The organism is Pseudomonas sp. GW460-LB5, assembly GCF_059423245.1.
Map to the genome: position 1 here is coordinate 19716 of NZ_JBWKXT010000022.1, position 15322 is coordinate 35037.

A 15322-nucleotide genomic window follows, 5' to 3' on the forward strand; every position below is an offset into this window, starting at 1 on the left:
AGGCCGATACAGGCAAAAATCAATTGAAAGGCAGATAACGCCCCTCAAAAAACAGCCAGTGGGCCCAGAACACCTGATGCATCAGCACAATCCCCCAGAACACCAACTGGTACGAAACCTTACGGGTTTTATGCCGGAACAACTGCTGGGCCAATAGCGCACCCGGCCACCCACCCAGCAATTCGCTGGCGTGCAGCACCTTTTCTGGGGTGCGCCAGGCCTGCGTACGCGCCTGCTGTTTATCCTGCCAGTACAGCAACAGGCTGATGAGGCTCATTGCCGGGTACAGCGCCAACGGCCACCAGGCCTGATGGCTCCACCCCATGCGTACCGCTCCCAAGCCGGGCAACAGGCAAAGCAAGCCCAACAGCAGCAATTTCAAGCGCACGTTGCGCACGCCGTCAGCCCTTTGCCCGCGCAGCGCCTCAGCCATGTGCTGTAGACCAGTCAACCCAGCCGAACTGCCAGGTCGCCAGAATCAACAGCCCGAAAACGATGCGGTACCAGGCAAATGCCGCATAGCTGTGGTTGGCAATGAACTTGAGCAGCGCACGCACCGCGATCATGGCGAAAATGAACGAAGTCACGAACCCGATGGCAAACACCGGCAAGTCACTTGGCTGGAACAGGTCGCGGTACTTATAGCCCGAGTACACCGCCGCACCCACCATCGTCGGCATCGCCAGAAAGAACGAGAACTCGGTCGCCGCCTTGCGCGACAGGCCGAACAGCAGGCCACCGATAATGGTCGAGCCGGAGCGCGAAGTGCCCGGGATCATCGCCAGACACTGGACGAAACCGATCTTCAGCGCATCGCTCCAGCGCATGTCGTCTACATGGTCGACCTGCACGCGGTGCTCGCGACGCTCAGCCCAGAGCATGATGATGCCGCCTACCACCAGTGCCGTCGCCACGGTGACCGGGTTGAACAGGTACTCATGAATCAGGTCGGCGAACAATACGCCCAGTACCACCGCCGGCAAGAACGCCAACAGCAGGTTACCGGTGAAACGCCGTGCCTTGGGCTGGCTGGTCAGACCAGATACCACATCGAGAATCTTGCCGCGAAACGCCCACACCACTGCCAGGATCGCCGCCAGCTGAATGATGATGTTGAAAGCCATGGCCCGTTCACCGCCAAACCCTATCAAGTCGGCGACGATAATCTGGTGCCCGGTGCTGGAGATCGGCAGAAACTCCGTCAGCCCTTCGACCACGCCTAAGATGATTGCCTGAAAGGCAGTCCAAAAATCCATCATTCCCCCGGATGGAGCGCTGCCTGTTGCACGCCCCTTGTTCTTGATTTGCTTGAAGTTGCCGCACGCGGCCCGGCTGTTTTACAGCGACTGTTGGTCGCAACGCCAGTAGAAAAGTTCACGGCTGCTAAAGGTTTCATCTTGCGCGGCCGAAATCCTGACAGAGCCCCTTTGCAATCGCTTTACGCGACCTGCTACAGACTCTGACAAAGATAGCACCTAGCCATTAGTCGTGTGGGGCCTTGCCGCAAAGCATGCTTGGATGCACCTCTATAAAAAGAACAATGCGGGAGCTCGTGGATGAAGACCTTGAGATCAATGTCGATCAGCCGTCGCTTGTGGCTGATCCTTGTAGTGGCGGTGGCCATGCTGGTGGTGCTGGGCCTGCTGATGCTGCGCCAGATCCACGGTGACCTGTACCAGGCCAAGGCGGAGAAGACCCGCCACGTGGTGCAGACAGCAGCCGGTGTGCTGGCCTATTACCAGGGGCTGGAGGCGGCCGGTGCACTCAGCCGCGAAGCCGCCCAGCAACAGGCGCTGCAAGTGGTGCGAGCGCTGCGCTACGACCACGACGACTATTTCTGGATCAACGACCTGGGGCCAAAGATGATCATGCATCCGGCCAACCCCAAGCTTGACGGCCAGGACCTTTCGGCCATTCGCGACCCCGACGGTTTTGCCGTGTTCAACGAGATGGTCGCACTGGCCCGCCAGCAGGGCGCCGGGCCGGTGAACTACCGCTGGCCCAAGCCGGGCGCCAGCGAGCCGGTGGCCAAGACTTCCTATATACAGCTGTTCAAGCCGTGGGGCTGGATCATCGGGTCGGGCGTATACGTCGATGACGTGCAGGCCGAGTTCGCCCGCCAGCTGCGCGACGCCTCGCTGGTCGGCGTGGGCATTGCCCTGCTGATGGCGCTGGTGGTCTTGCTGATTGCCCGCAGCATCGCCCGCCCCTTGCAGGAGGCCGTGCAGGCCATGGGCAACATCGCCAGCGGCGAGAGCGACCTGACCCGGCGCCTGGATACGCATGGCCGTGACGAAATCACCCATTTGGGTGAGCACTTCAACCGTTTCAACGGCAAGCTCCAAGGGGTGGTCGGCCAGTTGCAGGGTGCAGCCCATGCATTGGCCCAGTCCGCCGGGCACGTCGGTGACAATGCGGGGGCCGCACAACAGCGCAGTGCCCAGCAATCGCTACAGATGGATCAGGTGGCCACCGCCGTGAACGAGGTGACTTACGCGGTGCAAGACGTGGCCAAGACCGCCGAACAGGCCGCCGGCGAAATGCGCACTGCCCAGCAGCAGGTGACGCACGGCCAACAGGCCATCCACGGCAGCCTGGCACAGATCGATCGGCTGTCGCTGACCATTGATCAGGCCGTTCAGGTAATCCGCGACCTGGCCGGGCACAGCACGCGCATTGGCGGCGTGCTGGATGTCATCCGTTCCATCGCCGAACAAACCAACCTGCTGGCGCTGAACGCGGCCATCGAGGCCGCGCGGGCCGGCGAGCAAGGCCGCGGCTTTGCCGTGGTCGCCGACGAGGTGCGCCTGCTGGCCCAGCGCACCGCGCAGTCGACGGCCGAGATCCATACCATGATCGCGCACCTGCAAAGCCAGTCGGACGCGGCGGTCAAGGCGATCGACACCAGCAGCGAAGCCTCGCGCCAGACCGTCGAGCAAGCCCGCGAGGCCGGCGCCAGCCTGGATGCCATCAACCAGGCGCTGAACAACCTCACCGCCTTGAATGCGTCCATTGCCAGCGCCACCTTGCAGCAGGCGCATGTGGTCGAGGAGATCAACCGCAACGTGCTGGATACCGCCGGTTTGTCCCAGCAGACTGCCGATGCGGCGCGGCAGTCCAGTGATGCCGGAGTGGCGTTGGGGCAGTTGAGCGAGGAACTGGAACAATTGCTGCGCCAGTTCCGGGTCTGACCTTCAGATTGCCGGGGGCGCTTTGCGGCCCCGGCCACCTGACGCCCTACACCTTCCCCAGCCGAACCGCTACAATCGCGCCCTTCCCTCGATAGACTCTCCAAGGATCGCCGATGTCCGGCCTTGAACTCATCGCCGCCGTCCTCGGCGTTACCGCTGTCTGGCTAACGGTCAAGCAGAACGCCTGGTGCTGGCCGATCGGGCTGGTCATGGTGCTGATCTATGGCTGGCTGTTCTTCGAAGTCAAGCTGTATTCGGGCATGCTCCTGCAACTGGCCTACGCCATCCTGCAACTGTACGGTTGGTGGCAATGGAAGCGCCCCGGCCATGCTGAAGATGCCCGCCAGGTCTCCCGCCTGCAACGCCCTGCACTGCTCAGTGGCCTGGCTGCCGGGCTGCTGTTGAGCGCAGCCCTGGGTGCAGCCATGGCCAACTGGACTGATGCCGCCCTGCCCTGGCTCGACGCCACCCTCACCGGCTTCAGCCTGGTAGCGCAACTGTGGATGGCCCAGAAGCGCCTGCAATGCTGGCCGCTGTGGGTGGTGGTGGACATCGTCTATGTGGGCCAGTACCTGCACCAGCAGCTGTATTTCACTGCGGGCTTCTTCGCCGTGCTTACCCTGATCGCCGTGCGCGGCTGGCTGGAATGGCGTCGGGATCCGGCGTTGGTACAGGCATGAACGCAGAGCAGCCCATGAAGGTCCTGGTACTGTGCGGCCCCGAATCCAGTGGCAAGAGCTGGCTCAGTGGTGTGATTCAGGCGCATTTCGGCGGCGTGGTGGTGCCCGAGTACGTGCGCCACTTCATCGACCAAGAGTGCCGCGATACCTGCTACGCCGATATCCCCACCATCGCCCGGGGCCAGCTGGCCTGGGAGGACCGGGCCCGCGAGCAGGCCCCGCCACTGCTGATCCTTGACACTCACCTGCTCAGCAACATGCTCTGGAGCCACGCCTTGTTCGATGACTGCCCGCCCTGGCTGGAACAGGCACTGCTTGCCCGGCGTTACGACCTGCACCTGCTGCTGAGCCCACAAGGCGTGGACTGGGTTGCTGATGGCCAGCGTAGCCAGCCCGATCTCAACGACCGCCAACGCTTTTTCAACGACAGCCTGGCTTGGCTCAAGCGGCACCACCAGCCACACCAAATACTTGAAGGCAATTGGCCACAGCGCCAATTGCTGGCCCTGCAAGCGGTTGCTACACTGCTTAATAGCGATACGCCAGCATGCCCGACCGAGTGTTAAGCCTCTGAGACACACCGGTGGGGCAAAGCCCCCGAAAATGCGGGGCCTGCCCCCGCATCGGGGTCACTGTCAAGCCAGTGAAACACCCCTGCAAAAACCCTTCCAGTCAAAGCCACTGCTGGCTTGGCCAGCAATCCCCCGGGCTATCTGTATCAACCCTGAGACAGAATACGCCGCAGATTCTCAGCCCTTTGCTTTAACCCATTGATCTGCAAACGCTTCTCAAAAGCGGCACACCTTCTGCTCTGTTGTTCGCATCGCTGAACAGGGCCAGCGCACAAAGAAGGAGTTGCCGTCGTGAGGAAGAGTGACAAACGCCTCTATCACTTGGTACTGCTGGGTTGTGTATTCGGGTCACTGAGCCTGACGGCCCAGGCGGACAACGGGATCATCATCATCAAGCGCGATGTGCAGGTGCGCAATGCGACGATACCGCCCCTGATCCCTGACCCGAGCCCTACTACAGTCAATGCCAACCCTTCTGCCTACGTGCTCAAGCAGACCAACGAGCTGAGTGATGGCGATTTCGCCAGCATCAGCAGTGGCGCAGGCATCAGCAACATGATCACCCAGCAAACCAACAACCTGGGTGGCCACCTCGGCAATCAGAACCAACTGCCCAACCTGTCGGGTGGGCGCGGCACCGGGGGATCGGGCAACGGGATCGCGAACATGGTCAACTCAAGTGTTCAGCGCGGGCTCGCTCCGTTGCAGATCCTGACAGGCGGGGGCAAGTGAGATGAAGCACATGCTGCTGATTCTGGCCACCCTGTGCAGTGCGCCAGCCCTCGCCCAGTCCCTGGTGCCCGTCATCAACAACGCCGACATCGACGATTCCGGCAGCCGCTATCAGGGCAACCTCTCTGTCAACCAGGCCGCGGGTGACAAGCAGCAACAGGTCAATGCCCGCGCCATCGCCGTCGGGCCGCAAGCGAACGCCAGCACACAGATCCGGCAACGGCTCAACACGCCGGCTGACCCTGCGATGGATGCCCGCTCAACCATTCAAGGCAACGCATTCAGCAACGGCAGTGGCGCACTGGGTGTCAACCAGAGCGCCGGTGCCAATACCCAGCAAGCCAATGCCCTGAGCATCAGCCTCAGCGCTCAACCGCAAAGCATCGACGACAGCGTCCTCATGCAGCAGAACGTGGCGCTGCTCAACAACTCCGATCCAGCTGACACCGCACTCGGCCATCGCCAGGTCACCACCAGTGACCAGGCATTCACCGGTAGCCGTGGGGTGATCCAGCTGAATCAGAGTGCCGGGGTGGGAAACCGAATGGCCAACACCTTGAGCATCCGGGTCGCGGATTGACCCAATCAGTTAAGAACAACACTTAACCTAATAAAGTACGGAGAATCACCATGAAACCCTCGATGGCAATCAAGCCTCTGGTGTTCGCAATTGCTGCGGTCATGGCTGTTGCTGTACAAGCTGGACAAAACGATCGGCGCAACGACCACCACAACGGCCACAATAACAATGGTCAGCACACGCCTCCACCCACCAAGATCCCTGTGTATGCAACGGCCAATGCCTGGGATACCCAAAGCAGCACCAACAATCGCATCAGCAATCAAGGCACCATCAACGAAGCCGAGATGAGTGACTCGGGCACAGGCTCCAGCGGCAACGTTGGTATCAACGTCGCCGCCGGTAACGGCAACCAGCAAGACAACGCCGCTGCCATCGCCAATGCCGGCTCCGAGTCGAGCCTGGACAACAGCTTCGTGTTCGGCATGGCCAATGCCACTGCCGACGTTGAGCAAACCAGCAGAAACAACCGGGTCGACAACTATTCGACCCAGTCTTCGGCTGTGATGAGCGGCTCGGCCAGCGGGGCTGAGGGCAACATCGGCATCAACATTGCCGGTGGCGACCTCAACCAACAGAAAAACACCATGGCCATCGCCAACACGGGTGCCCCACTGGGTAACGCCACTGCCACTGCTTCCGCCAACCAGGACGGCCCAGGCCTGACTGTGAACAACAGCGCAGACCGCACCTACCGGGTTGATACGATTACCATCACCACCTCGGCAAGCGGTTCGAGCTCGCGCGATGGCACGTTCAACTCGACCGACGACCGCAGCTCGTCGTCGAGCTTCAGCGTGGCCGGCTCGCAAAGCGCCAGCTCCAGCGGCTCCAGTGGCTGGAACTCCAGCGGCTCGGCATCCAGCAATGCCAGCGGGTCCAACAGTTCGACCGCAAGCGGCTCTAACAGCTGGGGTGCCAGCGGCTCTGCCAGCGGTAGCAACAGCTCGTCGAGCAGCGCCAACCTGAACGCTTCGCTGGATGCAGCAGCCAACGCTACGCGTACCCTTACCACCGATGATGGCCGTCGCGAGCGCACCCGCTCCAGCAGCTTCGATGGTTCGCTGAATGCGTCGCTGGACGTATCGGTCGACAAGTCGCACGAAAGTGCATACGACTCGTCGTTCGAGAAAGCATTCGACTCCAACTACGACAAGTCGCATCAATCGTCGTACGACAAGTCCAAGGACTCTTCGTACACCAAGTCGCACGACTCTTCGTACGAGAATGCTTCGGCGTCTGACTTCTCGAAGTCTGGCGAAAAATCGAAACAATCCTCGAACGACGTTTCGAAGAGCTACAGCGAAAGCAGTGCTTACGACTTGAGCAATACCGTGTCCTTCCAAGTGCTGACCCCGACCGGCTGGGCCAACCCTGTTACCAATACTGCAACCCTTAGCGGTTCGGTGAACGGTGGCAGCGGCAACCTGGGCGTGAACGTGGCGGCCGGTGTGGGCAACCAGCAGAGCAACTCGCTGGCCATCTCCAACACCTCGTTCTAAACGCTGCGCTTGAGGCCCCCTCCGGGGGGCCTTTCTCCAACACACCGTAAGGCACCCGATCATGCGTATTTTCGCCTTGGCGTTTTTGCTGTGCCTGGCCAGCGTGAGCGAAGCCGCACAAATGCCGCTGTCCGTCCTGCCGGGCGGCGCCGTGGTGTTCAAGCCTCTCCAGAGCGTGCGCGAACGCAAATTCGCCGACCTGGTGCAACAAAAAACCGACTTCAGCTGCGGCGCCGCCGCGCTGGCCACCATTCTGCGCCAGGCCTACTGGCTGGATGTGGACGAACATCAGATCATCGAAGGCATGCTGGCCCACGCCGACCAGAACCTGGTGCGCACGCAAGGCTTCTCGATGCTCGACATGAAACGCTACGTCGAAAGCCTGGGCATGCGTGCCCGCGGTTACCGCGTGGCACCCGACACCCTGCACAGCGTGCGCATCCCGGTCGTCGTGCTGATGGATGTGCGTGGCTACAAGCACTTCGTGGTCATGCAGAAGGTCGACAAAGGCTGGGTCTACATCGGTGACCCGGTACTGGGCCACAAACGCTACAAAGTCGAAGACTTCCTCAAGGGCTGGAACGGCATCATCTTCGCCGTGATCGGTCAGGGTTACGACAAGAACAACATCCTGCTCGACCCGCCCCTGCCCCTGACCGCCAAGGGCCGGGTGGACACCTTCACCCCGGTGAAGGACAACGAGCTGCTGGACTTCGGCTTCATCAAAAGCGACTTCTTCTAACGACTGTTCTAATGACAAGGAGCATGATGCTCCAGGGAGCATTTCATGAAGACTTCATTGTGGCTGGCCATGGCCTGCCTGGCTGCCAGCTTGCCAAGCCACGCCGAGGCGTTGAAACCCATTGAACTGAAGGACCAGGAGTTGGCAAACCTGCGTGGCCGCTATGTGATGCCGGGGCGGATCGTCAGCTTCGGCATCGTCATGAGCAGCACCTGGCAAAACGCCAAGGGCGATGTGATCGGGGCGACCTCCACGCTTCAAGTTCAGCAATCGACCATCAAGCCCCAGTTCTATGTATCGATGATTGATGAAAAAGGTACAGGTACTGCCTCGACCAGTGCGCCCTCTGCCGGGACTGGCGTGGTCACCGGCGGCAATGGCCTTGCTACTACCGAGGGTGTGACCCAGGTGGTACGTGCGGCCGGCGACAACAACACGGCCTACAACAACGTCGATATCAACGTTACCAAGGCCAACCAGGCCCCCGCCGTGCAACAGCAAGGCCAGGTGCTGGCCGCCGGCCAGACCCTGCTCGGGGAAAACGGCGCCGGCTCGCTCAGCGTGTCTTCAAGCGGCGTAGGTGTGCAGCTCAACATCAATGCCAGCAACAACCAGGGCAGCAGCGTGCAGCGCCTGGCCCAGGGGGGGCTGATGCAGAATTCGACTTTGCTCGGCAACGGCAACCGGGTCAACAACATGACATCGTTGAATGTCGTCATGCGCGAGAACGTGCCGACAGCGGCTTCGCTCAATGGCAGCCTTGACCAGCTCAAAGGTCTTCGCACTTTCGGATACTGATCTACGCTCAGTCTCATCAAAAGTAGTTGGAAGGGACGGCAACTCCATGTACCGATCTTTAACGCTCAGAGCTTTTGTGTGTTTGACTACCCTGGCCCCCGCCACCGCACTCTACGCAGCCGCCGATCCACAAGTGGAAGCGCTGAAACAGGAACTGATCGAGCTCAAACGCCGCTACGAGGCCCAGCAACAGGCACTGATGGTACTTGAACAGCGGGTGCGCCAGGTCGAGGAGGCCCCGGCAGCGGCGCCGCCCAAGCGCCTGGTCAAGTCCCCCGCCGAAGGGGTCAAAGGCGCGCAGACCGTCGCGTCAGGCACACCGGGGGCCACAGGCAGCTCCTACGGTCAGGCGCTGACGGCCGATTCCGAACCGGCGCAAAGCGTTTCCAACCTGTATGACGAAGCCAGCGGATTCTTTGGCGGAGGCAAGTTCAGCTTCGAAACGGGTGTTACCTATACCCATTACGATACCCGTGCGCTGACGCTCAATGGCTTCCTGGCGCTGGATTCGATCTTCCTCGGCAGCATCAACCTTGACCGGATCAAGGCCGACAACTGGACCCTGGACATGACCGCGCGCTACAACCTGGCGCAGCGCTGGCAGTTCGACATAAACGTCCCCGTGGTGTACCGCGAATCAACTTACTCTTCCGGCGGTGCGGGAGGCGCCGGGGCCAGTACCTCCGATGCAACCGTCACGCGCGACCCGGAAATCGGCGACATCAACGTTGGCGTGGCCTATAAGTTCCTCGACGAGGACGAAACCTGGCCTGACGCCGTTGCCACCCTGAGGGTCAAGGCGCCGACCGGCAAGGACCCCTATGGCATCAAGCTGCGCGAAGTGGACGGCAACAGCAACCTGTCCGTCCCGGACAGCCTGCCGACCGGCAACGGCGTGTGGTCGATCACGCCAGGCATCTCGCTGGTCAAGACCTTCGACCCGGCGGTGCTGTTCGGCAGCCTCTCGTACACCTACAACATGCAGGACTCGTTCAGCGACATCAGCCCGCAGGTCAACAGCAAGGTGCCGGGTGACGTGAAGCTGGGCGACTCCTGGCAAATTGGCGGCGGTATCGCTTTTGCCCTGAACGAGAAGATGAGCATGTCGTTCTCGGTGTCTGACCAGTTTGCCCGCAAGAGCAAGATCAAGCCGGACGGTGGCGACTGGCAGTCGATCTCCAACAGTGACTACAACGCCGCCAACTTCAACATCGGCCTGACCTTCGCCGCCACCAACAACCTGACCATCGTACCCAACCTGTCCATTGGTCTGACCGACGATGCCCCCGACTTTTCCTTCAGCCTGAAATTCCCTTACTACTTCTGAGGCTTGCCCTCGGCCAGGCCCGCGCTAGCGGGCCCGGCTTTTGGTTACCAGCCTTGTAGCAAACCGCTTTCCCTTCCCCGGCCTGTTATCATCCAGCACAGATGCATGACGATTTAATGGCAAAAGGGAAGTTTTTGTGAAGAACCTGTCAGACCACCCGCGTACCCGGCTTGCCGCGTTGGCAGCCTTGGTACTGGTGATCCCACTGGGTACGCGCGCCATGCTGGGCTGGTCCAACCCGCTCGGCTACCTGTCCGACCTCGCCCTCGGCAGCCTGCTGGTATTGCTGCTACACCGTCGGCCATGGTGGCTGGCCCTGCCGGTGCTGCTGGCCTGGGCAGCGCTGTGGGTGGCCTCGGCCGAACTGGTTAGCGCGGTAGGCCGGCTGCCAACCAGCGCCGACCTGACCTACCTGGTCGACCCGCAATTCATGGAAAATTCGACAGGTGGCGGCCTGGCGCACCCCTGGCTGCCCCTGACCCTTACTGCCGGCCTTCTGGGCTGGCTGGTCACCGTCTGGCGCGGCCGTACCCAACGCAGCATGCCGCTACCCCGCAAGGCATGGGCCATTCCAGTGCTGCTGTTCGGTGCTCACTGGGGCAGCCAGCAGTTGGCACCCACCGACGCCGACCAGTGGCGGCAGTACAACCTCACTCACCAACTGATGTCAGCCGGTGTCGGCATCCTGGAGCGCACGGTCGAAGGCTGGATGGGCCACACGCAAACCTTCACACCGCTGGCCAGCAGTGGCCTGACCCAATCCGACCTGAACGGGCAGCGGCTACTGGCCGGGCCAGGCAGCGCTCGCAACCTGCTGGTCATCACGGTGGAAGGTATCCCCGGCGCCTACCTGCGGCCCAACCGCCAGGCCCTGCACAGCCGCTTCGACGAAGACCTGATGCCCAAGCTCAGCCAATGGGCCGAGCGCGGCATGAACACCCCGGACTACGTGCTGCATACCCACCAGACCATCCGCGGCCTGTACGCGATGCTGTGTGGTGATTACGACAAGCTGGCCAATGGCACGCCCAAAGGCGTAGAGCTGCTGACCCAGAACGAACGCAACCAGGCCTGCCTGCCAGCGCAACTGCGCCAGTCTGGCTTCACCACCCACTACCTGCAAGGTGCCGGCCTGCGCTTCATGGCCAAGGACCGCATCATGCCGCATATCGGTTTCGACTCGGTGCATGGCCTGGAGTGGTTCCGCAACAAGAACTACCTGGACTTCCCGTGGGGCAAGGATGACCGGGCGTTTTTCGAAGGGGCGCTGGACTATGTCGGCCAATTGCAGAAACAGGACAAGCCATGGATGCTGACCCTGCTCACGGTGGGTACCCACCAGCCTTACTCCGCCCCAGCCGAGTACCTTGAGCGCTATGCCACGCCAAAACAGGCAGCGGTTGCCTACCTGGACGACGCGCTGGGGGCTTTCCTCGACAACCTCGAACGCCAAGGCGTGCTAAAAGACACCCTCGTGGTAGTGACCTCCGACGAGTCCCATGGCATCGACGGCGTGCGCCTGGCGTCGTCCTGGGGCTTCAACCTCACCCTGGCGCCAGAGCAGGCGCAGTTGCCGCCTGTCAAACGCGGCACCTACGGCCATATCGATATGGCCACTTCCCTGCTCGACTACTTTGCGCTGCCTATCCCCATGGCGCTTGGCGGCCGTTCGCTGTACCGCGACTACGACACAGGCCGCGAGATGATTTCCTACACCAACGGCATGCTGCGCTACCACGACGGGCAGGGCGTCTTCACCGAGTGTGACTTCCAGCAACGCTGCCGGCGTTACGCCAGTGAGGGTTTCATTGCCGACCAGGCCCGCTACCTGGGCCAGGGTGACAGCTTGCTGGGCCAGCAGATCGGCGCCCTGGCCGGGGTGCTCGACCAGTCACTGCTGCAAACCCCGCTCAACCTGCGTTACCAGTTCGGCGGCCCTTCGCCGATCAAGTTGCGCAAGCGCATTCACGATGACTGGGCCGATAACCTGATCGGCGCCCAGTACCTGGAAATGCCGGGAGGCTCTCATACCCGCGTGCGGGTCAAGGTGCGCTCGCTGGACCCCAAGCGTGTGGCCTACATCCAGCTCAAGGCCAAGCAACTGGAACAGGACGTACCGCTGGGCTTGCCTGCTGAACTGAGGGTCACCGCCGACGAACCCCTGGAAATGGAGTTCAGCTTTGACAACCCGACCGAGCGCAAAGCGTTTTCCTTTCACTTGCTAGGCTACGGCGGCGGCAAGGTTGAAGTCAGCGACTTCAGCGTGATCACCGCGCTGCCCGGCGAAGATGACGCAGAAGATGAACTGGCCGAGGGGCATATCGCCCATTCGGGCTGAGCGACGTACCGCTCATCGCATGGCCACCGGTGCCTGTCGAATAGAACAGAGCGTGCTCGTCTAGTGTGTGAATCCCCCAGCGTGGAGACAGCACCATGAGCACAAGCGAAAGCAGGCATCCGGTGGCTTCCCGTAGCCAGTGGCTGGCGGCCCGCCAGCAACTGTGGCTGCACGAAAAAGCCTTTACCCATCACCGCGACGCATTGGCAGCAGCCCGTCGCGCCCTGCCCTGGGTCAGGGTCGAGCACGACTATCAGTTCCAGGGGCCGGACGGCGAACTGAGCCTGGCCGACCTGTTTGCGGGGCGCAGCCAGCTGTTGCTTTACCACTTCATGTTCGCCGAGGGCTGGAGCGAAGGCTGCCCCGGCTGCTCGTTCCTGGCCGACCATTTTGACGGTGCCAACCTGCACCTTGCTCACCACGATGTGTCGCTGGTGGCGGTATCGCGAGCGCCGTATGCCGAGTTTCAGGCGTTCCGTCGGCGCATGGGCTGGCAGTTTCCCTGGTACTCGTCACAGGGCAGTGGTTTCAACGAGGACTTTGGCGTCAGTGTCGCCAGCGAGGGTGAACGGCAGTACAACTATGCGCCGTATGACGGCAGTGAAAGCGAACTGCCCGGCTTGAGTGCGTTTTACCGCGAACCGGACGGCAGCGTGTACCACACCTACTCCACCTACGCCCGCGGGTTGGACATTCTGGTCAACACGTACAACTTCCTGGACATTGCGCCACTGGGGCGCAACGAAAGCGGGACTATGGACTGGGTGCGGCACCATGACCGCTATGAAGGGCAGCCAGACAAGCCACACTGCTGCCACAACTGACCAAACCAGACGCAATCGTTGCTGGAGCGGCCTTGTGTCGCGAAAGGGCTGCAAAGCAGCCCCCGGATTTCAGCGCGGACGCGAATACTGCCGGGGCCGCTTCGCGGCCCTTTCGCGACACAAGGCCGCTCCTGCAAGAGCCCGCGCAGTACGGATATCGCTATTAGCCACGCACACCCAGCATCCCGCGCTCGACAATGAAATCAATCACTGCCTGCAACCCCTCACCCTTCTTCAGGTTGCTGAAGGTCCACGGCCGCTGCGGGCGCATGCGCTGGGTGTCGCGCTCCATCACTTCCAATGAAGCCCCTACATAAGGCGCCAGGTCGGTCTTGTTGATCACCAGGAAGTCCGACTTGGTAATGCCTGGCCCACCCTTGCGCGGAATCTTCTCGCCTTCGGCCACGTCGATCACGTAAATGGTCAGGTCAGCGAGCTCCGGGCTGAACGTGGCGCTGAGGTTGTCACCGCCGCTTTCGACGAAAATCACTTCAAGGTTGCCAAACTTGCGCGCCAGCGCCTCGACGGCAGCCAGGTTCATCGAGGCGTCTTCGCGGATCGCCGTATGCGGGCAGCCGCCCGTTTCCACGCCCACAATGCGCTCCGGCTCCAGGGCGCCAGCCTCGGTCAGGATGCGCTGGTCTTCCTTGGTGTAGATGTCGTTGGTGACCACGGCGATCTGGTAATGGTCGCGCATGGCCTTGCACAGCGCTTCCAGCAGTGCAGTCTTGCCGGAACCGACCGGGCCGCCGACACCGACGCGCAGGGGTTGTTGATAGCTTTGCATGAAGGCAGTCCTCAGGAACGGAACAAACGGGTGTATTGAGTTTCGTGACGCGATGACGCAATGGCCAGCAATGGCAGGCCGCCACCGAGCTGGTCATCGCCCAGGGCCAATGCCCGGTCGAGGGCTGCCGGCAAGCCGGTGCCCAGGTCGCGCAGCAAGGTCTGGGCAGCCTGCTGGCCGAAAGGCACCAGCTTGACTCCTGCCATTACCGCGCCCTCCAGCCAGGCAAAGCCATAGCCGAGGGCCAGCGGGCGCAGCGGGATTGCCCAGTGCGCAGCCAGCCAGGCCATGCCGCCCAGTTGAGTCAATTCAAGGCTGGCACGCCAGGCCGGGGCCTGGCCCAATTGCCAGCCATCAAGCAGCCGGGCCAGCGCCGCGCCGCGCTGCTGTTCTTCCAGGCGCAACTCGGCGGTCTCGCGGTTGGCCAGCAGAAAACGGCTCCAGTGGGCGAACGCCGCGGCATCCTCGCCCTGGCAAGCGTGGTACAGACGCGCCAGCACCGGCCAGTCGAGGCAGGCCAAGGTGTCGTCGACCTGCTCCCGCTGCCAGGCCGCAAAACCGTCCGCGCCCCTTACCCAGCCCGCCTCGACTGCCCACTCCAGACCTTGCGAGTAGGTAAAGCCCCCCACCGGCAAGCCGGGGCTGGCCAGCTGCAGCAGGCGCAGCAATGCCAGGTCGCTGTCCATCAACCGGCCAGCACCAGCGCGGCGCCGGCCAGCAAGCCACCGCCAAAGGCCTTCTGCAGGCCACTGTGGCGGCGCAACAGGCAACCGACCGCAAAGCCCGCCGCCAGCAGCAAGCCGCTGACCGCGACAAACCCTGCGCTGAATTGCCAGAACGCGCTTGGCGTGGCTTCCACCCCATGAGCCCAGCCGTGGAACAAGGCGAACACCGGCATGGCCATGGCCAGCAGCAACTGGCGGCTCGGCAGCAGCACTGCCCCGGCAGCCACCAGCAGCGACAGGGCGATCAAGGTTTCCATGCCCAGCATGTCACCAAACAGGTGGCCACACACCGCGCCGCCAAACATCGCCGCCAGGGTTGCCAGGGGCAACGTCAGGCTGCGCCCGGTCAATGCAGCGAGAACCCCGGTGCCCAGCAGCATCAGCAGATGGTCAAGGCCGGTCAGCGGGTGCAACAGGCCGTCCTGCAGCGGGTTGCTGTCATGGCCAGGGTGGGCGAAGGCTGGCAGGGCCAGCATCAGCAGAAACAATGCGAGCGTCTTTTTCATTGGTTGCTCCAAGGCAGT

16 protein-coding genes are annotated in these 15322 nt (G+C 62.1%); 11 read left to right on the forward strand and 5 right to left on the reverse strand.

The window, feature by feature from the left end; all coding sequences use genetic code 11:
- Positions 1-19: 19 nt before the first annotated feature.
- Together AC07XM_RS15030 and AC07XM_RS15035 are read right to left on the reverse strand one after the other, a co-directional pair.
- Positions 20-433 (reverse strand): DUF1294 domain-containing protein, encoded by a 414-nt coding sequence (locus AC07XM_RS15030; protein ID WP_016486458.1) that lies wholly within the window; start codon positions 431-433, stop codon positions 20-22.
- On the reverse strand, positions 426-1256 hold the full coding sequence (locus AC07XM_RS15035; protein ID WP_031312576.1) for an undecaprenyl-diphosphate phosphatase: 831 nt from the start codon (positions 1254-1256) through the stop codon (positions 426-428). The genes AC07XM_RS15030 and AC07XM_RS15035 overlap by 8 nt, the downstream gene beginning before the upstream one ends.
- A gap of 300 nt (positions 1257-1556) precedes the next feature.
- Here AC07XM_RS15035 and mcpP point away from each other — a divergent pair, with 300 nt between their 5' ends.
- The 11 genes from mcpP to AC07XM_RS15090 all read left to right on the forward strand — a co-directional run bounded on the left by mcpP (position 1557) and on the right by AC07XM_RS15090 (position 13286).
- Positions 1557-3191, forward strand: a complete 1635-nt coding sequence (mcpP, locus tag AC07XM_RS15040; RefSeq protein WP_016486456.1) for a methyl-accepting chemotaxis protein McpP — start codon at positions 1557-1559, stop codon at positions 3189-3191.
- A gap of 113 nt (positions 3192-3304) precedes the next feature.
- Positions 3305-3871, forward strand: coding sequence for a nicotinamide riboside transporter PnuC (pnuC, locus tag AC07XM_RS15045; protein WP_016486455.1), 567 nt, complete (start codon positions 3305-3307; stop codon positions 3869-3871).
- Complete coding sequence (locus AC07XM_RS15050; protein ID WP_016486454.1) at positions 3868-4437, forward strand: AAA family ATPase; 570 nt, start codon at positions 3868-3870, stop codon at positions 4435-4437. Before pnuC ends, AC07XM_RS15050 begins: the two co-directional genes overlap by 4 nt.
- A gap of 297 nt (positions 4438-4734) precedes the next feature.
- Entirely contained in the window at positions 4735-5175 is a 441-nt protein-coding gene (gene fapA / locus AC07XM_RS15055) for a functional amyloid chaperone FapA (protein WP_016486453.1), read from the forward strand.
- A gap of 1 nt (position 5176) precedes the next feature.
- Positions 5177-5755: a fibril amyloid subunit FapB gene (gene fapB, locus AC07XM_RS15060; RefSeq protein ID WP_016486452.1), complete on the forward strand. Its 579-nt coding sequence runs from the start codon at positions 5177-5179 to the stop codon at positions 5753-5755.
- Positions 5756-5805: 50 nt separating this feature from the next.
- Positions 5806-7257 (forward strand): amyloid-like fimbrin subunit FapC, encoded by a 1452-nt coding sequence (gene fapC, locus AC07XM_RS15065; protein ID WP_016486451.1) that lies wholly within the window; start codon positions 5806-5808, stop codon positions 7255-7257.
- A gap of 61 nt (positions 7258-7318) precedes the next feature.
- Entirely contained in the window at positions 7319-7999 is a 681-nt protein-coding gene (gene fapD / locus AC07XM_RS15070) for a fibril amyloid maturation endopeptidase FapD (protein WP_016486450.1), read from the forward strand.
- A 45-nt stretch (positions 8000-8044) separates the two neighbouring features.
- The gene (gene fapE / locus AC07XM_RS15075) at positions 8045-8797 is read left to right on the forward strand and encodes a fibril amyloid subunit FapE (RefSeq protein ID WP_016486449.1); all 753 of its coding nucleotides are present in this window, start codon (positions 8045-8047) and stop codon (positions 8795-8797) included.
- Positions 8798-8843: 46 nt separating this feature from the next.
- Entirely contained in the window at positions 8844-10124 is a 1281-nt protein-coding gene (gene fapF, locus AC07XM_RS15080; RefSeq protein ID WP_016486448.1) for a fibril amyloid transporter FapF, read from the forward strand.
- 136 nt (positions 10125-10260) lie between these two features.
- A complete protein-coding gene (locus tag AC07XM_RS15085) occupies positions 10261-12462 on the forward strand; it encodes an LTA synthase family protein (protein WP_102689213.1) in 2202 nt (733 codons plus the stop codon).
- 95 nt (positions 12463-12557) lie between these two features.
- Positions 12558-13286: a DUF899 domain-containing protein gene (locus AC07XM_RS15090; protein ID WP_023049176.1), complete on the forward strand. Its 729-nt coding sequence runs from the start codon at positions 12558-12560 to the stop codon at positions 13284-13286.
- Between the two features lie 163 nt (positions 13287-13449).
- Here the strand turns inward: AC07XM_RS15090 and ureG are convergent, their stop codons facing one another.
- From ureG to AC07XM_RS15105, 3 genes are read right to left on the reverse strand one after another with little or no spacing between them, the layout of a single operon-like run.
- Positions 13450-14073, reverse strand: coding sequence for an urease accessory protein UreG (gene ureG, locus AC07XM_RS15095; protein WP_010953755.1), 624 nt, complete (start codon positions 14071-14073; stop codon positions 13450-13452).
- A gap of 11 nt (positions 14074-14084) precedes the next feature.
- Positions 14085-14759 carry an urease accessory protein UreF gene (locus tag AC07XM_RS15100; RefSeq protein WP_060516645.1) on the reverse strand — a complete coding sequence of 225 codons (675 nt, stop codon included), beginning with the start codon at positions 14757-14759 and terminating at the stop codon, positions 14085-14087.
- Complete coding sequence (locus AC07XM_RS15105; RefSeq protein WP_016486444.1) at positions 14759-15304, reverse strand: HupE/UreJ family protein; 546 nt, start codon at positions 15302-15304, stop codon at positions 14759-14761. Before AC07XM_RS15105 ends, AC07XM_RS15100 begins: the two co-directional genes overlap by 1 nt.
- Positions 15305-15322: the final 18 nt, after the last annotated feature.